Source organism: Verrucosispora sp. ts21 (genome assembly GCF_002879555.1).
GTDB lineage: Bacteria > Actinomycetota > Actinomycetes > Mycobacteriales > Micromonosporaceae > Micromonospora > Micromonospora gifhornensis.
Genome location: NZ_PNOZ01000006.1, coordinates 27,748 through 48,806, shown reverse-complemented (window position 1 = coordinate 48,806; position 21,059 = coordinate 27,748). Strand labels below are relative to the sequence as shown.

General features: G+C 70.1%; 19 protein-coding genes and 2 pseudogenes. 14 read left to right on the top strand and 7 right to left on the bottom strand.

Annotation, left to right across the window (positions count from 1 at the left end; genetic code table 11):
• Positions 1-60 precede the first annotated feature (60 nt).
• Positions 61-1,431: a glycosyl hydrolase family 18 protein gene (locus C1A38_RS03880; protein WP_102656445.1), complete on the top strand. Its 1,371-nt coding sequence runs from the start codon at positions 61-63 to the stop codon at positions 1,429-1,431.
• A 115-nt stretch (positions 1,432-1,546) separates the two neighbouring features.
• Entirely contained in the window at positions 1,547-2,044 is a 498-nt protein-coding gene (locus tag C1A38_RS03875) for a DinB family protein (RefSeq protein WP_102656444.1), read from the top strand.
• A gap of 18 nt (positions 2,045-2,062) precedes the next feature.
• On the opposite strand, the gene C1A38_RS03870 is transcribed toward C1A38_RS03875, so the two are convergent.
• Positions 2,063-3,562: a DUF3592 domain-containing protein gene (locus C1A38_RS03870; RefSeq protein WP_102656443.1), complete on the bottom strand. Its 1,500-nt coding sequence runs from the start codon at positions 3,560-3,562 to the stop codon at positions 2,063-2,065.
• A gap of 96 nt (positions 3,563-3,658) precedes the next feature.
• Between C1A38_RS03870 and C1A38_RS03865 the strand changes: the two genes are divergently transcribed.
• The gene (locus tag C1A38_RS03865; RefSeq protein ID WP_102656442.1) at positions 3,659-4,426 is read left to right on the top strand and encodes an SIR2 family NAD-dependent protein deacylase; all 768 of its coding nucleotides are present in this window, start codon (positions 3,659-3,661) and stop codon (positions 4,424-4,426) included.
• Here the strand turns inward: C1A38_RS03865 and C1A38_RS03860 are convergent.
• Positions 4,427-4,842: pseudogene (locus C1A38_RS03860) on the bottom strand (hypothetical protein). It lies immediately after the preceding gene.
• Positions 4,839-6,017 (bottom strand): RNA ligase RtcB family protein, encoded by a 1,179-nt coding sequence (locus tag C1A38_RS03855; protein WP_102656441.1) that lies wholly within the window; start codon positions 6,015-6,017, stop codon positions 4,839-4,841. Before C1A38_RS03855 ends, C1A38_RS03860 begins: the two are co-directional and overlap by 4 nt.
• Positions 6,018-6,261: 244 nt before the next feature.
• Here C1A38_RS03855 and C1A38_RS03850 point away from each other — a divergent pair, with 244 nt between their 5' ends.
• Entirely contained in the window at positions 6,262-7,101 is an 840-nt protein-coding gene (locus C1A38_RS03850; protein WP_199180072.1) for a DUF4253 domain-containing protein, read from the top strand.
• Between the two features lie 192 nt (positions 7,102-7,293).
• Positions 7,294-8,796 carry a M20/M25/M40 family metallo-hydrolase gene (locus C1A38_RS03845; protein WP_502696914.1) on the top strand — a complete coding sequence of 501 codons (1,503 nt, stop codon included), beginning with the start codon at positions 7,294-7,296 and terminating at the stop codon, positions 8,794-8,796.
• Between the two features lie 242 nt (positions 8,797-9,038).
• On the opposite strand, the pseudogene C1A38_RS03840 reads toward C1A38_RS03845, so the two are convergent.
• A pseudogene (locus tag C1A38_RS03840) lies at positions 9,039-9,182 on the bottom strand (sigma factor); the annotation flags it as partial.
• A 386-nt stretch (positions 9,183-9,568) separates the two neighbouring features.
• On the opposite strand from C1A38_RS03840, the gene C1A38_RS03835 reads away from it, so the two are divergent.
• The 5 genes from C1A38_RS03835 to C1A38_RS03815 all read left to right on the top strand — a co-directional run bounded on the left by C1A38_RS03835 (position 9,569) and on the right by C1A38_RS03815 (position 13,397).
• Complete coding sequence (locus C1A38_RS03835; protein ID WP_102656440.1) at positions 9,569-9,910, top strand: cupin domain-containing protein; 342 nt, start codon at positions 9,569-9,571, stop codon at positions 9,908-9,910.
• Positions 9,911-9,953: 43 nt separating this feature from the next.
• Entirely contained in the window at positions 9,954-10,709 is a 756-nt protein-coding gene (locus C1A38_RS03830; RefSeq protein WP_158244839.1) for a HEAT repeat domain-containing protein, read from the top strand.
• Complete coding sequence (locus C1A38_RS03825) at positions 10,633-11,019, top strand: hypothetical protein (RefSeq protein ID WP_102656438.1); 387 nt, start codon at positions 10,633-10,635, stop codon at positions 11,017-11,019. Before C1A38_RS03830 ends, C1A38_RS03825 begins: the two co-directional genes overlap by 77 nt.
• Positions 11,020-11,972: 953 nt before the next feature.
• Positions 11,973-12,536, top strand: coding sequence for an NYN domain-containing protein (locus C1A38_RS03820; protein ID WP_013733590.1), 564 nt, complete (start codon positions 11,973-11,975; stop codon positions 12,534-12,536).
• A gap of 171 nt (positions 12,537-12,707) precedes the next feature.
• A complete protein-coding gene (locus C1A38_RS03815) occupies positions 12,708-13,397 on the top strand; it encodes an alpha/beta fold hydrolase (RefSeq protein ID WP_102656437.1) in 690 nt (229 codons plus the stop codon).
• Positions 13,398-13,497: 100 nt separating this feature from the next.
• Here the strand turns inward: C1A38_RS03815 and C1A38_RS03810 are convergent, their stop codons facing one another.
• Positions 13,498-14,922 (bottom strand): short-chain fatty acyl-CoA regulator family protein, encoded by a 1,425-nt coding sequence (locus tag C1A38_RS03810; RefSeq protein ID WP_233196597.1) that lies wholly within the window; start codon positions 14,920-14,922, stop codon positions 13,498-13,500.
• 187 nt (positions 14,923-15,109) lie between these two features.
• Here C1A38_RS03810 and aceA point away from each other — a divergent pair, with 187 nt between their 5' ends.
• Both aceA and aceB read left to right on the top strand, forming a co-directional pair.
• Entirely contained in the window at positions 15,110-16,381 is a 1,272-nt protein-coding gene (aceA, locus tag C1A38_RS03805) for an isocitrate lyase (RefSeq protein WP_102656508.1), read from the top strand.
• Entirely contained in the window at positions 16,378-17,988 is a 1,611-nt protein-coding gene (gene aceB, locus C1A38_RS03800; protein ID WP_102656436.1) for a malate synthase A, read from the top strand. The genes aceA and aceB overlap by 4 nt, the downstream gene beginning before the upstream one ends.
• Positions 17,989-18,291: 303 nt before the next feature.
• Here the strand turns inward: aceB and sthA are convergent, their stop codons facing one another.
• Positions 18,292-19,695 (bottom strand): Si-specific NAD(P)(+) transhydrogenase, encoded by a 1,404-nt coding sequence (sthA, locus tag C1A38_RS03795; protein ID WP_102656435.1) that lies wholly within the window; start codon positions 19,693-19,695, stop codon positions 18,292-18,294.
• 134 nt (positions 19,696-19,829) lie between these two features.
• Here sthA and C1A38_RS03790 point away from each other — a divergent pair, with 134 nt between their 5' ends.
• Positions 19,830-20,105: an ArsR/SmtB family transcription factor gene (locus C1A38_RS03790; protein ID WP_373307060.1), complete on the top strand. Its 276-nt coding sequence runs from the start codon at positions 19,830-19,832 to the stop codon at positions 20,103-20,105.
• Complete coding sequence (locus C1A38_RS03785; RefSeq protein WP_102656433.1) at positions 20,087-20,476, top strand: VOC family protein; 390 nt, start codon at positions 20,087-20,089, stop codon at positions 20,474-20,476. The genes C1A38_RS03790 and C1A38_RS03785 overlap by 19 nt, the downstream gene beginning before the upstream one ends.
• Before the next feature lie 90 nt (positions 20,477-20,566).
• Here the strand turns inward: C1A38_RS03785 and C1A38_RS03780 are convergent, their stop codons facing one another.
• On the bottom strand, positions 20,567-20,959 hold the full coding sequence (locus C1A38_RS03780; protein ID WP_102656432.1) for an SCO5389 family protein: 393 nt from the start codon (positions 20,957-20,959) through the stop codon (positions 20,567-20,569).
• Between the last annotated feature and the right edge of the window lie 100 nt (positions 20,960-21,059).

The following is a 21,059-nucleotide window of genomic DNA, read 5'->3' as shown; positions in this document are numbered from 1 at the left end:
GCTGTCATCGGCGTCGGCCGGGACGACACGGTGTCGCCCTCTGCCCCGGGAAGGCCCTCGATGTCCTCACCACGTCTGCGGCCCCGCTCGGCACTGACCACCGGCCTGCTCGCCCTGGTCACCGCCGCCGCGACCCTCGCCGTCACCCCGACCGCCGCGCAGGCCGTCATCCTGCCTAACAACTTCAAGAGCGTCGGCTACATGCCGTCGTGGACCGGCAACGTCAACACGGTCCAGTACGGCAAGCTCACCCACATCAACTACGCGTTCGTGCTGCCCAACAGCAACGGCACCCTGCGACCGGTGGAGAACCCCAGCAAACTGTCCTCGCTGGTGTCACTGGGCCGGGCCAACAACGTCAAGGTCTCCATCGCCATCGGCGGCTGGAACGACGGCGACGACTCCGCCTTCGAGGCCCTGGCCGCCAACGCCGGCACCCGCACCACGTTCGTCAACAGCGTCGTCAGCTTCGTCAACCAGTACGGCCTCGACGGCGTCGACATGGACTGGGAGTACCCGGACCCGGGCGCCTCGGCCACCAACTACGGCCTGCTCATGCAGCAACTCAGCAACGCGTTGCGCCCGCAGGGCAAGCTGCTCACCGCCGCCGTGGTCGCCGAGGGGTACTACCGCGACGGGGTGCCGACGTCGGTCTTCAACCACGTCGACTTTCTCAACATCATGGCGTACGACGGCGGCAGCCCACACGCCAACTACGACTGGTCGATCAACGCGGTGAACGGGTGGAAGGCCCGCGGCCTGCCGGCCGGCAAGGCGGTGCTCGGCGTGCCGTTCTACAGCCGACCCGGCTACTACACGTACACCCAACTGGTCGGCATGGACCCGGCCAACGCCAACCGGGACTGCACAAGCGTCGGCGGCGTTCAGCAGTGCTACAACGGCATCCCCACCGTCAAGCGCAAGACCCAGTGGGCGCTGGCCAATGCCGGCGGCATGATGAACTGGGAACTCACCCAGGACACCAGCGGCGCGACCTCGCTGGTCAGCGCGATCTACGACACCGTCATGGGCGGTACGCCGTCCGGCCGTACCGGCCAGATCACCGGCATCGCCGGCAAGTGTGTGGACGTCGCCGCCGCGAGCACCGCCAACGGCACCGCCATCCAGCTCTACACCTGCAACGGCACCAACGCGCAGCGGTGGACCGTGGGCGGCGACGGCACCCTGCGAGCCCTCGGCAAGTGTCTGGACATCACAAGCGCCGGCACCGTCAACGGCACCCCGATCCAGCTGTGGGACTGCAACGGCACCGGCGCGCAGGTCTGGCAGGCCCAGTCCAACGGCACGCTGCGCAACCCGGCGTCGAACCGCTGCCTCGACGCCACCGGCAACAGCTCCGCCGACGGCACCCGGCTGCAGATCTGGGACTGCTTCGGCGGGGCCAACCAGGTCTGGCGCCTACCGGCCTGACGGTGACCGACCCGCTACGCCGTAACGGCGGCCTCCCGCCGTTGCGGCGTAGCGGTCGCCGCCCGCTTCGGCGCGGTCCGTTGCCGCCGGCGGGTGCGCTTGGGATGCTGACCACATGTCCTTCCTCCCGACGAACTCCGTCGACGACGTGCGCGACCAGCCGATCCGGCCGCAGTTCGAGGTCTTCCTCGATGAGCACCGCGCCGCACTGAACAGCTGCCTGGACGGGCTCACCGAGGAGCAGGCCCGCCGCTCGCTGGTGCCGTCCCGGACCACCCTGCTGGGTCTGGTGAAACACGCGACCTTCGTCGAACAGGCCTGGTTCGACGAGGCGATCACCTGCCGCTCGCGCGACGAGATCGGCATGCCCGCGACAGCGGACGAGTCCTTCGTCCTCACCGACACCGACACCATCGCGGACGTGCAACGCAGACACCGGCAGGCCTGTGAGCAGTCCCGCCGGGCCACCGCGCCGCTCGACCTCGACGACCTGCTGTACGGCAACCGGCGCGGCCCGCTGCCGTTGCGCTGGGTGTACCTGCACGTGCTGCGGGAGCTGGCCCAGCACTGCGGGCACGCCGACATCCTGCGCGAGCAGATCCTGGCCGACTGAACCTGTCGGCCACCGACGTCAACGGCGCAGGGCGTAGAAGCCGCGCCAGGGTGCGCCACCACCCCACAGCTGGTAGCCGCCGATCAGCGCCAGCAGGTAGGCGGCGGTGGCCGGACCGGCCAGCAGCCAACCGCCTCCGACCAGGACGGTCAACGCCAGCAGAATCGCCAGGTGTCTGCCTGTCGACTCGGCGTGGCCGAACAGGTGCAGCTCGACCGGGCGCAGATGGTAGTTGCGGGGCGGTCGGGCACGGGCGGTGCTCGCCGGCCAGAGCCGCCCCACCCCGGGCACGTCGACCAGGTACATGCGCCGCAACCCCGGGCAGCGGCGCAGCTCGACGCTCAGCGGCAGCTGCGCACCGCCGGCCAGCAGGCGCACCAGCCGGCGATCCCAGACGATCCGCTGGTACCAGATCCGGTCGGCGTCGCGTAGTTCGAGCCAGAACGATGTCGGCTCGGTGCCCCAGTGCAGTTCCGCCACCAGGACCCACGCCTCGGCCGGTCGACCACGACGCCACGCGCCGAGCAGCCAGCGTCCGAGCCGCCACATCCACGCCCAGGCCAACACGTACCCGGGCAGCAGCACCAGTTCCACGAGCACCGTACGCCCTCGTGGTTCGATCTCGAAGAACTCGGGATAGGCCGGCATCACCTCGGACGGCTGAGTCGGGTCGTACCGTACCGGCACCTGGCCGCCCTCCCGGTAGCTGTCCGGGTCCACGGGCTTCCACCGCACCCGCCACTCGGCTCCGGTGGTGTCGGGGTAGGCGACCTCGATCCGATTCTCCGCGCCGAGCCGGGCCCCGGTGACCGTGCCCAGGGCCTGCCCGGTCAACGACTCCAGCTCCTGGCGCTCCCACTCCATCAGGTGCCACACCGTGCCGACGATGGTCAGCACCAGCAGCAGCCAGCCGGCCAGGACCTTCCCGACCGCGAGGTTCGCCCGCTTCGGTGCGTTGACGGCCGGCACCGGCGCAGGTGCTGCGGCCACCGGGGTCGACGGCGCGAAGACGTGCTCCCACTCGGTGAGGAACGCACGCGCCCGTGCGGAGATCGCCGCCAGCTCGGGATCGACCGGCGGCGTCGCCACCTCGGGTTCGGTTCGCAGTTCGGAGCGCAGGTGGTACAGGCCGGTCCCGAGGAACAGGACCATGAGGCCGGTTGCCCACATCCACGCCCGGTCGTCGGTGTGCAGAGTGCCCGCCGAAGAGCTGCTGACCCGGCCCGGCACCGTCGCGCCGTCCTCGAAGGGCTCGCCGTAGCGGGGCTTGAGCTTCACCGCGTCGATGCGGACAGCGCCGTCGGTGGAGACGAACGGCTCGGAACAGGTCCACTCGGGCCCGTCCTCAGTGTCGGCGTACACGCAGTCCTCGACTGTCACCGCACCGGCCACCCCGCCGTGCGTCGCCCGGAACGAGTCGACCGCGAGGACGGCCATCCAGATCGCGCACCCGAAGAGGACCGTGACGTACGAGAGCAGCAACCAGTGGTGCGACTCGATCGCACGAATCCGGCGCAACAGCCCTCCCGATCGTCGTGTCGCCGCATCGCGACAGGGTGATCCGACACTGTAGGCGAGCGCGGCGAGCGACCCCAGCGCCGATAGTCTCGACGGATGACCGAATCGGGACCGACGCAGGCCGCGAAGCTGCTCGGCCAGGCCCGGCGAGTGGTGGTCTTCACCGGCGCGGGCATGTCCGCCGAGAGCGGTGTGCCGACCTTCCGCGACGCGCTCACCGGCCTGTGGCAGCGCTACGACGCCCAGCAGTTGGCCACCCCGGCGGCGTTCGACGCCGACCCGGCCCTCGTCTGGGGCTGGTACGAGTGGCGACGCGCCGTCGTCGCGCGGGCCCGACCGCACCCGGGGCACCTGGCCGTCGCGGCGATCGAGGCCCACGCCCCGCACGCCGTGCTGATCACGCAGAACGTGGACGACCTGCACGAGCGGGCCGGCTCCACCGACCCGCTGCACCTGCACGGCAGCCTGTTCGCGCCCCGCTGCTCCGCCTGCGCCCACCCGGCACCGACACCCGACCCGGACGAGCCGGCCGAGGGACGCCGACTGCCGCCGCCGCGCTGCGACCGCTGTTCCGCGCCGATCCGGCCGGGCGTGGTGTGGTTCGGGGAGGCATTGCCGCAGCCAGCCCTGGAAGCCGCCGCCGAGGCCGCCGCCTCCTGCGACGTACTGCTGACCGTCGGCACCTCCGGCCTGGTCTACCCGGCCGCGGAGATACCGCACGTCGCGGCCCGCTCCGGCGCCACGGTGATCCAGGTCAATCCGGAACCGACGCCGCTGGACCAGGTGTCCGACATCAACCTGCGTGGCCCGGCGGCCCGGGTGCTGCCCGCCCTGGTCGACGCCGCCTGGGGCGGCGTCGGGTGACTACGGGCGTTCGACCCGGACCGGGTCACCGCGGACCAGCCGGTCGTGCAGCTGCCACCGCGCGGTGGTGGCATCGCGTGCCGCCGCCTCGTCGCAGTCCGCGAGTCGCTGCCGCAGCAACCGCAGCGCGCGGTCACGTACCAGTTCTTCCGACCGACCCCGGCCCGGTACGGGCTGGGTGCCTGCCAGCACAACGTGCCGGTCCAGGAGACGGCGAACGCCTCGACACCAGCGCCGCCGACCTCCACCAGGACCGAGCGGTAGGTGCCGGGCCGGTCACCGGCGACCGTGTCGATGCGCTGCACCCGCAGCCGCTGCCGTACGGCGTCGGCTTCGAGACGTCGCAGCAGGTGGGCCAGCGCCCAGGCGCATTCCTGCGGGCCGCGTCCGGCCGACAACAGCAGGCGTACCGTCATCGCCGGCCCCGCCGACGTCGCTCGTCGCGCCGCGACCCGACCGTAAGTTCGGCCGTCTTGTACGTGACAAGCGGAACAGTGGTCGCGATCGGGGTGGCCAACCGGTGTTCGACCAGGTCCCCGATCACCTGCTCGATGCGTTTGTACGCCCCCGGCGCCTCCTCGAAGAGCAACTGGCGATCACCGCACACCACAAGCGAGCCCACCGGCGTACGCCGAAGCTCCTCGACCGTGTGCTTGGCCCGCCCCCGGCGCAGCGCGTCGGCCCGGGACATCTTCCGTCCCGCACCGTGCGCCACCGAGTAGTTCGCCTCCGGGCCGGCGTGCGCGGCCACCAGGTAGGACGGGGTGCCCCGGGTGCCGGCGATCAGCACGTCCCGGCCGTCACCCGGTGCCGCGCCCTTGCGGTGCAGGTAGCTGCCGTCACGTACCTCGACCAGGTTGTGGCACTGGTCCACGATCGGCTCGGTCGGCGCGGCGCCCAGCGCGTACGCGACCCGGGCGGCCAACAGCCGACGGTTCAGCGCACCCCACCGCACGGCCTCGTCGTGCCGGGCCAGGTACGCCCGCGGATCCGGGGCCGGGCCGGCACCGTGTCGTTCGGTGTGCTCGCGCAGGATCCGCTCGCCCAACCCTCGGGAACCGGTGTGCACGACGAGCACCAGGTCACCGGCGGCCAGCCCGAGACGACCAGCGTGGGCCGGGTCGAGCACCGCGCCGATCCGCGCCAGCTCGACGAAGTGGTTGCCCCGGCCCACCGTGCCGAGACCCTCGACGTGGCCGGCGGGTATCTCGCCGCTCACCACCGTCCAGGCCGGATCATCGGCGTCCCGTTCGGGATGCAGCGGCCGGTCCAGGTCGGGGAACCGCGCGGCCAGCTTCTCCGGTACGGGTCGCTTGAGCCGGATCGGGAACACCGCGATGCCGCAGCCGATGTCGGATCCGACGAGGAACGGGTACAGCAGGCGAGACATCATCGCCGCCCCGATCGGGGCGCCCTTGCCCGGATGCAGATCGGGCATGGCGGCGACGTGGATCATGCCGTCGAGGGCGGCGACCTGACGGCACTGGGTGTGCGCGTCGGACTCGATCCAACTGGTGGGCGAGGCGAAAACGCTGATCGTGGCGGGGCCGGACGCGGGCAGCGTCGACTGCCGCAGGTGAAGCTCAGACAAGGAGGTCTCTCCCGAGGAGGAGGCGGAGGCACGGACGGCGGGTGAGGGCACGAAGGGGCGCGCGGAGGTGTCTCGGCGCGGCGGGGTGCGATCCGTCAGTACGTCATGCGCCCACCCTGGCGCAGCCCCGTCGGTGCGGGCAACCGGTTTTCGTCGAGCTGCTGCCGCATGGAGCGCGGAAAGGTCGAGGTGCTGCCGCGCGGAGCGCGGAAAACGTCAGCCCCGGCCGCTACTCTCACGCCTCGTGACGTCGCAGTTGAACGAGATGCCCGCCGACCTGCTGGAACTGTTCCCGGACGGTGCTCCGCGAACGCTCGCCGTGCCACTGCCGCCCGGCCAGACGGTACGCGGCAGCGAGGGCGCCGACGAACGACCGGTGTTGTGGATGAGCGAGGAGCCGGCACCGGCGGGCTTGTGGTCGCGCCTGCACGCGGCACATGAAAGCTCCGGGCTGTGGCCGTTGCTGCTGGACGGCCTCGGCGGTGACATGTCCCGCCCCTGGCAAGGCGGTGAGCTCTGGCCCGCGACCTCCACTCCCGACCAGCACGACGCCGAGCAGGTGCTCGCCGGCCGGTGGGCCGACCAGACCGGCGTCGGCGACGACTCGCCGTCGGCGGCCGAGGACGATCCGCTCGTCGCCCCGTACGGTCGGGCCTGGCCGGGTCTGGCCCCGGCGCTGCCGCCCCGGGTCGCGGTGCGTGAGCACGCCGACCACTGGGCCGAGCAGCTGTCGCAGGCCCTGTCCGAGGTGCATATCGGCCTGGTGCCCGCGCAGCGCAGCAGCGACGTGCTGGCGGCCGTCGGTTGGCACGGCGCGATCAACCACATCGGTGTCGCCGAGTTGTGCGCGGTGCTGCGCAGCTGGGAGGACCGTTTCGGGGTACGGGTGATCGGGGCCGGCTTCGCCGAGCTGTACCTCAGTGTCGCCGCACCGCCGAGCACTCTCGACGAGGCGCTGCCCATCGCCGCTGAACACTTCGCCTTCTGCCCGGACAACATCCTGCAGGGGCAGCGTCCGTACACTGTCGCCGCCTACGCCGAGCGCCTCGTCGACGCGCCGACCTGGGCGTTCTGGTGGGACTGAGCGCTTCGCGCAGACCTGCGGGCTGACCACCCCGAGCAGGTGCGCGCACTCGGCCGGGGCCAACTCGTCACGCTATGGACAAAGCGGTATAGCGCGATGTGTTTACGCCAATCTCCGCACCGTCCTAATCTGCGGCTGCCGGTGTCTCCGGCGTTCCTTATCCGGCAGGAGAAGACGTTGCGAGTACCTCCGGTGTTGCGTGCCTGCACGGCCCTGGCCCTGACCGTCGTCGCCGTGGTCGCCGTGCCGACGACCGCCCCCGCCGCCCCCGCCCCGGCGACCGCTTCGGTGGTGTCCGCAATGGCGGCACCTGACATCTCCCTGACCAACACGAAGGAGCATCTTCAGCAGTTCCAGTCGATCGCGACAAGCAACGGCGGCAACCGGCGCGCCACAAGCGCCGGCTACACGGCCTCGGTGACCTACGTGTACAACAAGCTGGTCGCCGCCGGATTCACCGTGACCCGGCAGAACTGCACCTCCGGCTGCACCAGCGGCGCCGGCCCGAACGTGATCGCCGACTGGCCGGGCGGTGGGGACCCGAACAGCATCTACATGTTCGGTGCACACCTGGACGGGGTGTCGGCCGGTCCCGGCATCAACGACAACGCCTCCGGGTCGGCGACCCTGCTGGAGATCGCCCTGACCCTCGCGGCGACCAACCCGAGCCTGACCAGCCGGGTCCGGTTCGCCTTCTGGACCGACGAGGAGCAGGGCCTCAACGGGTCGCGGTTCTACGCCAACACCCTGTCCAGCACGGAACGGGCGAAGATCAAGGCGTACTTCAACTTCGACATGGTCGGCTCCGTCAACGGCGGCTACTTCATCAACCGGATCACCTCCGTGCCCGGCCAGACGTTGAAGGCGTACTACGACTCCATCGGCGTACCGACCGAGGAGAACACCGAAGGCGCCGGACGCTCCGACGACGCCCCCTTCAACTCCATCGGCGTGCAGACCTCAGGGGTGGCGGCGGGTGCGTCCCGGGTGAAGACCGCCGCGCAGGTGACCAAGTGGGGCGGCACCCAGAGCGCCTTCGACCCCTGCTACCACCGGTCCTGCGACACGTACCCGAGCAACATCTCCGACACCGTGCTCAACCGGGCCGGCGACGCCGCCGCGTACGCCCTCTGGACCCTGGCTGCCGGCACCCCGGCGACGACGGTCTGGTCGGACACCTTCGAGACCGCCACCGGCTGGACCACCAACCCCGCCGGCACCGACACCGCCACCAGCGGCCTCTGGGAGCGCGGCGTGCCGCAGGCCACCAACTCCAGCGGCGCCAAGCAACTCACCGCCCTCTCCGGCACGAACGACCTGGTCACCGGCAGGCTCGCCGGCACCTCCGCCGGCGACCACGACATCGACGGCGGTACGACCAGCGTCCGCTCACCCGCCATCACCCTGCCCGCCACCGGCCCGCTCACCCTGAAGCTGTCCTGGTACCTCGCCCACGGCAGCAACGCCACAAGCGCGGACTTCTTCCGGGTCTCCGTGGTCCACAACGGCGGCACCACCGCCCTGTTCACCCAGTCGGCCAGCGCCACCAACCGCAACGCCGCCTGGACGTCAGGCAGTTGGAGCCTGAGCAGTTACGCCGGCCAGAGCGTACGGATCCTCGTCGAAGCCGCCGACGCGGGCACCGCCAGCCTGGTCGAGGCCGCCGTCGACGACGTCACCATCACCCAGGGATAACCCCGGCGCCGAGGTGCCCGGACCGACCGGTCCCGCTCAGGGACGCAGGTCGGTCCGGGCGCGCCGGTTGCCGCGTCGTACGGATGGGACAGGTGCTGGTGGACCAGCCACCAGTGGGAACGCGGCGTCGAGGAACGAGACCACCTCGGCGATCCGGGCGCCGCGCACCGTGAGCAGGCCCAGACCCGCCGGCAGGTAGACGCCCTGGGCGTGGTCCCAGCGGTACGTGCCGATTGCAGGGCGTTCCGCCAGGCCCGGTCCAAGGTGTCCTGGACGGCGTCCTCGGCGTCGTGCAGCGAATCGAGCATCCGGTAGCAGTGGGCGCGCAGCTCCCCGCGCAGCGGCCAGAACGCCTCGCCGTCACCCGCCTGCGCCTCAGCGAGCAGATCCCCGTCCGGCGGCTCTGCCCGGCCCGGCGCGTACCCACGCTTGCGCTCCACCTTCGCAGGCTACGCCGACCGCGGCCTGCCTGGACCATGCCCGCGCTGATGGTATGGCCCGACGGCGGTCTCGGCGGCCGCCACGTAGGCCCATCGGGACGGGCCTGCGGCGATCGGGCCCCGCTGGTGTTCCTTGACTTGAACCAGACTCGAAGTTCTAGCGTGCCAGGTGTCAGCCGGAGCCGGCCGAGGAGTAGACAAGTGATCGTCACCATCGTCAGGGTGACTGACCCCGCCCGTTTCCTTGACGTGTTCACCATTGTCGGTGCGGAGAAGCGTTGACGCCGTAGCCGACGTCGGCGCATGGCTCCTCCAGCAGGAAGGGGTGCGACATGTCTGACACGTCCACGCGGGTCAGCCGGTACAGCTCGGTCATCGGCAACGACGCCGTACGCTTCGACGACCGGATTCTTGTTGCGCCGGGCCTCAGTAAAGAGGTCGGCCGGTCGATGAGCGCCTACACGGCGTTCTTCGCCGCCGGTGCGCGGGCCGACCTACCGGCCCCTTACGCGGAGGTCTGGGTGGTGATCAGCGGGGCGTTACGTGTGGGGGCCGAGGGCGACGCCGTGACGGTTCGATCGGGCGACTTCGTGCATGTGCCGCAGCAGGCACCGGGAACTGTCGAGGCACTGGAGGACACCACCATGGTCTGCGTCTCGGTACCCGCCCATTGACGTGGCCGTCGACCTTACGACGGTGGTGTGGCATGGTGACCGCATGATCGACAGCCAGGGCGCGCTGGAGGCTGTGGTCCGGCATGCCACGGAGCTTGACGACGATTACGACGTCATCGCGCCGACCGTCACGGCCCTGGCCGCGTGTGGGGACACCACTCTGGTGCCCCGGCTGGAGGAGGTACTGGAGCAGTTCCTCGACGAGGGGGACGACCAGGACGGCCTGCAGGCCGACATCATCGAGCTGCTGGAGGCGGACCCGTCGGCGAGCCGGCGGGTGGTGCGTGATTTCGCCACGGCGGACTCGCCCGAGCTACGCCGCACGGGTCTGTGGGCGCTCGGGTTCGTGCTCGACGCGCAGGATGTCGAGCTGCTGGTGACGGCGACGACCGACGACGACCCGGGCATCAGATCCATGGCGGTCGGCTCGATCCCCGACGCCGTCGGCGACGACCGAGCCTTCGACGCTCTCGTTCGCGCGTTGCGTGATGAAGACGAGCAGGTGCGGGTCTCGGCGGTGAGCAGGCTCGGCTTCACCGGCCGCATCGACGCGGTAACGCCGCTGGTCGCCCTCGCCGCAGACCCGACGCCGCGGGTACGGTCAATGATCGCGTACGCACTGGGGCGCCTCGGCAGTCATGTGGCGACCCCAACCCTGCTGCGGCTCCTGCACGACCCCGTCGGCGCAGAGCCGGTGGGCTGGGCTGTGGCACGATGCCGAGGTGTACGAGCAGCTGCCACGCACAGTCAAAGCCGTCGACACCTCGGCCCTTGTCGGGCTGGACGACGAGGCGCGTAGCCGCGGTTTCAACCGTCATCACGGATCCGGCTGGCTGACGACCAACGCCGACGAGTCTGCGCAGCACCACCTGCACCCGTTCTTGGTTCACCGTACGAACCACCGGCCTGAGTTCTCGCCACAATGGCGGTGCATGCTGCTGTTGCGGATGCGAGACGGTCAGGAAGTGTTCTCCCTGCTGGACATCTGGCCACCGACATTCCTGCAGCTACCGGAGTCGCTGACCGCTCAGGAGAAGACAGCGCTCGCCCGCCGCCTGCAGGACGGTGGACTTCCCACCGCAGCGCAATGGGAAGCCCTCAACAGGTGAAGGCCGGCATCGCGAGCCCGACGCCGTGGTCGACACCCCGCTGATCGCCGACGGACACCGAGCGGATGGAAGCAGATGCCGCCAGGCACCGTGAGCCGCAACATGCGGGTGCGGCAGTGCCGGGCTGGACGTACGGCCGCGCTGGGCGACTTGTCTTCACTGGAGAGTCAGGTATCCCTGATCCGCCGCTGTCCAGAGCGCTGCGTAGCACCGCGTGCGACTCGCTGCTGGGCACAATTGTCGGCGTGGTGGTCTGCCTGATGGCTGTCAGCGTCGGGTGGGCAGAGTACGCGGGTGTAGCCGCTCTGGCCGCTACCGGGATACCGCGAGTCCGCAGGGGATACCGGCGACGAGTGACGTCCGGTTTTCTGGTTGCGACAGCAGCGTGTCTGGTAGTCGGCATCGTTCTCGGGGGCGGACTGCCGGCGCCGTGGGACCTGTTCTTCCCGCTGGCCTTCGCCCTGTCCGTGGGCAGCCTTGCGGGAACGACTGCCGCCTACCTGCCGTGGCGGACTTCTGAATAGCGAGGACGGGAGCAGCAGCCTCGCACCCCGGGCCCGGGTACCCGCTGTCGCCACGGCCGCACACGATCAGCGGCTACTTGTTCATTGACCTGCGACCATTGCCCGGCCCCGGCACAGCGACACCGGTCCGGTCGACCTGGCCGGTCACTCCCTCGGTGGCCTCGTGCATGCCCGCGCCCCGCCTGCCGGCAACGAACCGGCCCGACGAGGGGTGCCACCGCGCCACCGGTTGCCGGCGGCCGTACGCGAGTCGGCGTCACCCTCCGGAACGGCACGGAGACCCACGGCGACCCGACGAACCGGCTCTCGAGGCTGCCGAGGTGCCGCGGCCGGGCAGCCAATACCCTTGACCATGAGCATGGCTTCTGGCACGTCGAACGCTCGGGCTGGACCGGTCCGCGTTCGCTGCTCCACTCGAGAGGTACGTCTATGCCTGGTACATCGGAATCCGTCACGTACCTCATCGTGGATGGGGAGAACATCGACGCCACTCTCGGCAACAGTGTTCTGGAGCGCCGGCCGGCCCCTGCGGAGCGACCCCGGTGGGAGCGTCTGCGGGAGTTCGCGCGCGACACGTGGCGGCAGCCGGTGAAGGGACTGTTCTTCCTCAACGCCTCGGGTGGCGCACTGCCGATGCCCTTCGTCCGGGCCCTGCTGAGCATGGATTACCGGCCCATCCCGCTGGCTGGTTCGTCGGACCAGAAGGTGGTGGACATCGGCATCCAGCGGACGTTGGAGGCCATCGCCCGACGTTCGGGCAATGTGATGCTCGCCAGTCACGACGGCGACTTCCTGCCGCAGCTCGGCGAGCTGCTGGAAGGCGATCGTCAGGTCGCGGTCGTCGGGTTCAAGGAGTTCCTCAACGCCGGCTTCGCCGAGCTGCCTGGCCTACAGGTATTCGACATCGAGGAGGACGCGGACTGCTTCACCAACGTGCTTCCTCGGGTGCGCATCATCGACCTCGAAAGCTTCGACCCCGAGCGCTTCCTGTAGGCGGGACAGGATCCGCGTACCGGCTGCTGGCCCGCGACCTCGCACGATCAACGGTGCGGCCGGCGACATCGTGCGGGCCGCGACCGGTGCATCTGTGCCATGGCGGTTCGGCGGGTCTGCCGGTAGCGGAATCGCTTGGCCGCCGGCGGCACAGGAGGCAATGCTCAGCTGGTGCCCGACCTGATCGACATCATGCTCGGCGGCCTCCTGCTCTCGCTGCGGGTGTGGCCGGCTGCCGATCCGGCCCGTACCCCCGTGGTGCTGCTGCCCGCCACCGGCCGAACTGCCGAGGACTGGGATGTGATCGCGGCGGAGTTGGCCGTCGATCGGACGGTGTACGCCGTTGACCTGCGCGGTCACGGAGACAGTGACTGGCCCGGTGAGTACCGGCTGGAGTTGTTCGCCCAGGACGTTCTGGGTCTCCTCGACCGCCTCGACACCGGCCCGGTCGACCTGGTCGGTCACTCCCTCGGTGGCCTCGTCGCCTGCCGAGCGGCCGCAGCCGGAACTCGACGCATCCGTCGCCTGGTGTTGGAGGACATCGGCTTCCCGCATCCGCGCCCACCTGCGCCACCGCAGCGGCCGGCGGGGGAGCTGCCATTCGACTGGCGGGTGGTGGAGCAGGTCCGCCCCGAGGTCGACGAGCCGGGTCGGGACTGGGCCGGCATCATCGCCCGGATCACCGTACCCACCCTGCTGATCGGCGGCGGGCCGTCGAGCCCGGTGCCTCAGCAGCACATCGCCGAACTCGCCGCCCGCCTCGCCGACGCCCGCCTCGTCACCATTTCCGCAGGCCACCTGATACACGAAACCGCCCCGACCGCCTACCTCAACACCCTGACCACCTTTCTGACCCCCTGACGCCCGCACACTTCTCACGTTGCCATGACGGCAGTGTGGAGATCGGCATCTGCTGTCCACCTCGTGATCGACGCCGAAACGGGCGGGAGGAGGGGAGAGGCTAGTCGCGGAGGGGGTAGGGGATGAAGGTGCTGCGGTTCTCGTCCAGGTCCAGCTGGCGGCTGATGGGTGGGGCGGCGCGTTGGGGGCAGGTCATCCGGTCACAGGTCTTGCAGCCGGGGCCGATGGGGGTGGCCGCCTCGGCGGCGTGCAGGTCGACGCCGGTGGAGTAGACCAGCCGGCCGGCGTGCCGGGTTTCGCAGCCCAGCCCGATCGCGTACACCTTGCCGGGTTGGCCGTAGCCGCCGTGGTGGCGGGTGATGGTGCGGGCGATCCACAGGTAGCGCTGGCCGTCCGGCATCGCGGCGACCTGGGTGACCACCCGGCCCGGCGCGCTGAACGCCTCGTAGACGTTCCACAGGGGACAGGTGCCGCCGGTGCGGGAGAACGGGAAGCCGGTGGCGGACTGGCGTTTCGACATGTTGCCGGCCCGGTCGACCCGGACGAAGGAGAACGGCACCCCACGCGCGCGGGGCCGTTGCAACGTGCTGAGCCGGTGGCAGACCGTCTCCCAGCCGATCGCGTAGTGCTGGGTGAGCAGTTCGATGTCGTACCGGCGCTGCTCGGCGGCGGTCAGGAACTGGTCGTACGGCAGGATCAGCGCCGCCGCGAAGTAGTTGGCCAACCCGACCCGGGTCAGGATCTGGGTCTGCGGGTCGTCGAAGTGCTCCGACTCGACGATCTCGTCGATGACGTCGGCGAATTCCAGCAGCGCGATCTGCGCGGCCATCCGCATCGCCTCCTGCCCGCCGCGCAGCGAGGTGGACAGGTGCAGGGTGCGGGTCTGCGGCCGGTAGCGGTGCAGTTCACCGCCGAGCGCGCCGCCGTCCTCGCGCAGGATGCGCACCCCGTGCCGCTCGGCCAGGCGGTCGCGCAGCCGGCCGCGGATCTCGCCGCGCCGCAACCCCATCGCGGCGGCCAGCCGCTCGGCCTCCTCGTCCATTTCCGGTACGTAGTTCTGCCGCCGGTAGAAGAACTCGGTGACCTGGTCGTGCGGGCTGCGGCCGAGCCGTTCCCGGTCGCCGACCAGCTCGGCGAGCTGCTCCTCGGCCTGCTGGTAGCGCCGGTGCAGGTCGATGACGGCGGCGGCGAGCTCGGGCAGCCGGGTGGCCAGCTCCGTCAGCTCGGCGGGGCTGGCCCGGTTGGGCAGGGCCTCCCGCAGCCCGGTGACCAGGCGCGGGGTGTCGTGAGCGGCGAAGACGGTGGGGTCGACGCCGAAGAGTTCGGTGATGCGCAGCAGCACCGGCACGGTCAGCGGCCGGGTGTCGTGCTCGATCTGGTTGAGGTAGCTGGGGGAGATGCCCAGGTGCCGGGCCAGCTCGGTCTGGCTGAGTGCCCGTTCCTCGCGCAGCCGGCGTAGCCGCGCCCCGGCGAAGGTCTTGCTGATCGTCCTCACCTCCCACGCCAGCAGGTTTGGTCGGGCCACATTAGCACCGTTGCCAATAAGCCGATTAACAACTTTGCAAAACGCTTCCGAGGATTTACAAGAATTGGCATTTTCCGTCCCTCGACCCTCGCCGACCAGGCGTGTGACCGTGGTCTGCACCACCGGCGGCCGGGCAGCGGAGCTCAACGGCCACGGTGTGCCACGAATGGTGAAGGGACACGAGACGATGCCTACTCCGGTCGAGCAGTTGCAGCACGAATGGGACACCAACCCCCGCTGGCGGGGTGTGCGTCGGAGCTACCGAGCCGAGGACGTGGTGCGGTTGCGCGGCGCGATCCAGGAGGAGCACACCCTGGCCCGGCACGGCGCGAACCGGCTGTGGCGGCTGCTGAACAGCGAGGACTTCATCCATGCGCTCGGCGCCCTCACCGGCAACCAGGCCGTGCAGATGGTCCGGGCCGGGCTCAAGGCGATCTACCTGTCCGGTTGGCAGGTGGCCGCCGACGCCAACCTGGCCGGCCACACCTACCCCGACCAGAGCCTCTACCCGGCCAACTCGGTGCCCGCGGTGGTCCGCCGGATCAACAACGCGCTGCTGCGCGCCGCCCAGATCACCACCGCCGAGGGGGACACCTCCGGCATCGACTGGCTGGCCCCGATCGTCGCCGACGCCGAGGCCGGTTTCGGTGGAGTGCTCAACGCGTACGAGCTGATGAACGCCATGATCGCGGCCGGCGCGGCCGGGGTGCACTGGGAGGACCAGCTCGCCAGCGAGAAGAAGTGCGGCCACCTCGGCGGCAAGGTGCTCATCCCCACCGGGCAGCATGTCCGCACCCTGGAGGCGGCCCGGCTGGCCGCCGACGTGGCCGGGGTGCCGAGCGTGGTCATCGCCCGTACCGACGCCCAGGCGGCCACCCTGCTCACCACCGACGTGGACGAGCGTGACCAGCCCTTCGTCACCGGCGAGCGCACCGCCGAGGGCTTCTACCGGGTGCGCAACGGCATCGAGCCGTGCATCGCCCGGGGCCTGGCGTACGCCCCGCACGCCGACCTGCTCTGGATGGAGACCAGCACCCCGGACCTGGAGGTGGCCCGCCGCTTCGCCGAGGCCATCAAGGCGGAGTACCCGGACCAGCTGCTGGCCTACAACTGCTCGCCGTCGTTCAACTGGCGCAAGCACCTCGACGACGCGACCATCGCCAAGTTCCAGCGGGAACTGGGCCACATGGGCTACAAGTTCCAGTTCATCACCCTGGCCGGCTTCCACGCCCTGAACTACTCGATGTTCGACCTGGCCCGGGGCTACGCCAGCGACGGCATGGCCGCCTACGTGTCGCTGCAGGAGCGGGAGTTCGCCGCCGAGTCGGCCGGCTACACCGCCGTCAAGCACCAGCGCGAGGTGGGCACCGGCTACTTCGACCTGATCAGCACCGTGCTCAACCCGGCCGCCGAGACCACCGCGCTGCGCGGCTCCACCGAAGAGGAGCAGTTCGCATGAGATACGAGGTCATCGGCCCGATGGCCGAACGCTTCGACGAGGTGCTCACGCCCGAGGCGCTGGAGTTCCTGGTCACCCTGGACAGCGAGTTCGCTGCCCGGCGGGTCGCCCTGCTGGACACCCGACGGGCGCGCCGCGACCGGTTCGCCACCGGCCAGCTGCCCGACTTCCTGCCGGAGACCATCGGCGTGCGGGCCGACCCGACCTGGCGGGTGGCCCCACCGGCACCCGGGTTGGAAGACCGGCGCGTCGAGATCACCGGCCCGCCGGAACGCAAGATGACAATCAACGCGCTGAACTCCGGCGCCAAGGTGTGGCTCGCCGACTTCGAGGACGCCACCGCCCCCACCTGGGACAACGTCATCGGTGGACAACTCAACCTGATGGACGCCCTGGACCGGCGGATCGACTTCACCGACCCGCGTGGCAAGCGGTACGCCCTCGGCGAGGAGCTGGCCACCATCGTGGTCCGGCCGCGCGGCTGGCACCTGGTGGAGAAGGGCATCGTGGTGGACGGGCGGCCGATCTCGGCCAGCCTTGTCGACTTCGGGCTCTACCTGTTCCACTGCGCCCGCCGGCAACTCGCCGCCGGCGCGGGACCGTACTTCTACCTGCCGAAGCTGGAGGACCACCGCGAGGCACGGCTGTGGAACGACATCTTCGTCTTCGCCCAGCACTACCTGAAGCTGCCGCAGGGCACCATCCGCGCGACCACGCTGATCGAGACGATCACGGCGGCCTTCGAGATGGAGGAGATCCTCTACGAGCTGCGGGAACACTCGGCCGGATTGAACGCCGGCCGGTGGGACTACATCTTCAGCATCATCAAGAACTTCGGGCAGTGGCCGGACTTCGTCCTGCCGGACCGGGCCGCGGTCACCATGACCGTGCCGTTCATGCGGGCGTACACCGAATTGCTGGTGCGGACCTGTCACCGGCGCGGCGCGCACGCGATCGGTGGGATGGCCGCCTTCGTGCCGGCCCGCGACCCGGAGGTCAACGCGACCGCCCTGGCCAAGGTGCAGGCGGACAAGCAGCGGGAGGCCGGTGACGGGTTCGACGGCTCCTGGGTGGCCCACCCCGGCCTGGTGTCGACCTGCCGGGAGGTGTTCGACGCGGTGCTCGGCGAGCGCCCGAACCAGCTCGACCGGCAGCGGGACGAGGTGTCCGTGACCGCCGCCGACCTGCTCTCGGTGGACAAGACGCCCGGGCAGGTCACCGAGTCGGGCCTGCGGTCCAACATCGCGGTGGCACTGCACTACATCGACGCCTGGCTCGGGGGAGCGGGCGCGGTGGCGCTGTGGAACCTGATGGAGGACGCCGCGACCGCCGAGATCGCCCGCTGCCAGGTGTGGCAGTGGCTGCACCACGGTACGCCGCTGGCCGAGGGCGGCAGCGTCACCGAGGAGCGGGTGCGGGCGATGCTCGCCGAGGAACTGGCGACGCTGACCGAGGGGCGCGGGGACGCCGAGCGGGAACGCGCCGCGCAGGCGGCGCGCATCGTGGAGGAGACCGCGTTGGGCGAGGACCTGCCGGCCTTCTTCACCACCGGCGCGTACGCCCGGCACCTGGGGCCGCGTCGCCGGTCGCTCGCGGCGGCCAGCTGACGGCAACCGGGGTGGGGCCTCTCGCCCCACCCCGGCCTGCCGCCGTCGTCGACCAGCGCCATCCGTGGCCACCGACCGCCCGGTCACTCTCTCCCGCGCGCGCTTTGCTCTGCTTCAACCCACGCAACGGTTACCCTCCGGATTCGGGTCAGCGTGCCGCCGTTGCGGCACCGACAGCAGAAAACGCAGGTCAACGGGCCTGTGCGTGGGTTGAAGCAGAGCAAAGCGCGGACAGGGAGCATCTGGCCGGGGACGACCGCCGTGACGCACGGTGGTCGCGCGGAAGCTTGACCGGGGTGGGGGTCAGCCGTCGATGCGGGTGATGTTGCGGATCTTGTTGGCGGCGTCAAGCGCCGCCACCTTGTACGCCTCGGCCAGGGTCGGGTAGTTGAACACCGTGTCGACCAGGTAGTCGACCGTGCCGCCGCAGCCCATCACCGCCTGCCCGATGTGCACGATCTCGGTCGCGCCGGTGCCGAAGACGTGCACGCCGAGCAGGCGTCCGTCGTCCGGCGAGACGAGCAACTTCAACATCCCGTACGAGTCGCCGACGATCTGCCCCCGGGCCAGTTCGCGGTAGCGGGCGATGCCCACCTCGAACGGGGTGGCGCTGTCGGTCAACTCGTCCTCGGTCTTACCGACGAAGCTGATCTCCGGAATGGTGTAGATCCCGATCGGCTGCAACTCGTGCATCGCGCGCACCGGCTCGCCGCAGGCGTGCTGCGCGGCCAGCCGGCCCTGTTCCATCGAGGTCGACGCCAACGCCGGGAAGCCGATCACGTCACCGACGGCGTAGATGTGCTCCACGGCGGTGCGGAAGTGCGCGTCGACCTCGATGCGCCCCCGCCGGTCGGCGGTCAGCCCCGCCGCCTCCAGGGCCAGCCCGTCGGTCTGCCCCTGCCGCCCGGCGGAGTACATGACGGTGTCCGCGGCGATCTTCTTGCCGCTCTTGAGGATGCACAGCGCGGCGGTCTGGTGCTTCTCCACCGCGGCGACCTCCTCACCGAAGCGGAAGGTGACCGACAGGTCGCGCAGGTGGTACTTCAGGGACTCGACGACTTCCTCGTCGCAGAAGTCGAGCATCTTCTCCCGGCGTTCGACCACCGTCACCTTCGTGCCGAGGGCGGCGAACATGGAGGCGTACTCCATGCCGATCACCCCGGCACCGACCACCACCATGCTGCGCGGCACGGCCTGGAGGTTGATGACGCCGTCGGAGTCCACGATGGTGCGGTCGTCGAAGTCGACGCTGTCCGGGCGGGCCGGGCGGGTGCCGGCGGCGATGATCGCCTTGTCGAACGTCACCTTCGACTCGTGACCGGATCCGCCGTCGACCCAGACCGAGTGGGCGTCGGCGAACCGCCCGGTGCCGGTGATCATCGCGATCCGGTTGCGGGCCAACTGGTTGCGGATCACGTCGGTCTGCCGGTTGATCACGTGCTGGGTGCGGGCGGCCAGGTCGCTGACCGTGATGTCTTCCTTGACCCGGTAACTGCTGCCGTAGAGGTCCCGCTGGCTCAGGCCGGTCAGGTAGAGCACGGCTTCGCGCAGCGTCTTGGACGGCACGGTGCCGGTGTTGATGCACACCCCGCCGATCATGTCGCGCCGTTCCACCAGACCGACCCGTCGGCCGAGCTTGGCGGCGGCGATCGCGGCTTTCTGACCGCTGGGTCCGGAACCCAGCACCAACACGTCGTAGTCGTACATGGCCGCAAGCGTCGCAAGCGGCGTCCACTCGCGCCAGGCCTGCCGGCTGCCCGGGGCAAGGGTTTACCTACTCGGAACGTTGTCGATGTTTGACATGCAAGTAACTGCTTGCCTATCGTGCGGCGGTGGGCGACGTGTACAAGGCGCTGGCGGATCCCACCCGGCGTGCCATCCTCGACGAGTTGCAGGATCGCAGTGGCCAGACGCTGTTCGAGTTGTGCGTCCGCTTGACGGGCAAGGGGTTCACCTCGACACGCCAGGCCATCTCCCAGCACCTCGCGGTGCTGGCCGACGCGGGGCTGGTGGTGTTGCGGCGTCAGGGCCGGTACACCTTCATCGACCTGGACACGTCTCCACTCCAGCAGATCTATCAGAGATGGCGGGTGGGACCATGCGAATCGGACACGTGAGTGTTCTCGTCGACGACCAGGCCAAGGCCCTGGCCTTCTACACCGGGGTGCTCGGCTTCATCAAGAAGACCGAGGTGCCGCTGGGCGAATACAGTTGGTTGACCGTGGTCTCCCCGGAAGACCCGGAGGGCGTGGAGCTGGTTCTCGAACCGGACCAGCACCCGGCCGCCCTCGCCTACAAGAAGGCCCTCGCCGCCGACGGGATCCCGGTCACCATGTTCACCGTCGCGGACGTGTCCGTCGAGTACGAGCGGCTGACCGCGCAGGGAGTGACATTCACCCAGCCGCCGCTGGACGCGGGGACGGTGACGACCGCCGTCTTCGACGACACCTGCGGCAACCTCATCCAGATCGTGGCGCCGCAGGGGTAGGGCGGTCACCGACCGCGGTGCCCCGGCGGGCGGACGGGGGCTTGCGCCTTGTGGGGCGTACGCCCGCCCGCCGGGGTCCGGACCCGTGCCTCAGCAGTTGCGCAGCTCCGGAGACTGGTTGAGCAGTTGACCGCGAGCGGAGACGAAGCGACGGTAGGTGTCGGAGTCGACGGCTGAGGGGCGGAATGCCGCGACCCGGTGGCAGTTCTGGAAGGCCAGCTTCACCCCGAAGTGCCGCTCCAGACCGGCCCGGATCGCGTCGCTGGCCATGGCGCGCAGCAGTTGGCCCCGCTCCGCGTCACCGGGCGGCGCGATCACGTTGTCGGAGAACTCGACGTCCGAGGTGGCCAGCTCGGCGGCCACCCGGCTGACGGTCTGCCAGGCGTACGGCAGCGATTCGCGGACGCAGGCGATGAACTCCTCGTCGGTGACGGGCCCGGACTCGGCGGCTCGCAGGAGGTCAGGTGACACGGTGAGAGACATGCTTCTCCTCGCTTAATGGAAACGATTGTCATTGGCGCGCCGGTCCGAGCACATCATTCCGCCTGGGCGGTGTCAACGTTTGCGCGCGCCGCCACGCCGA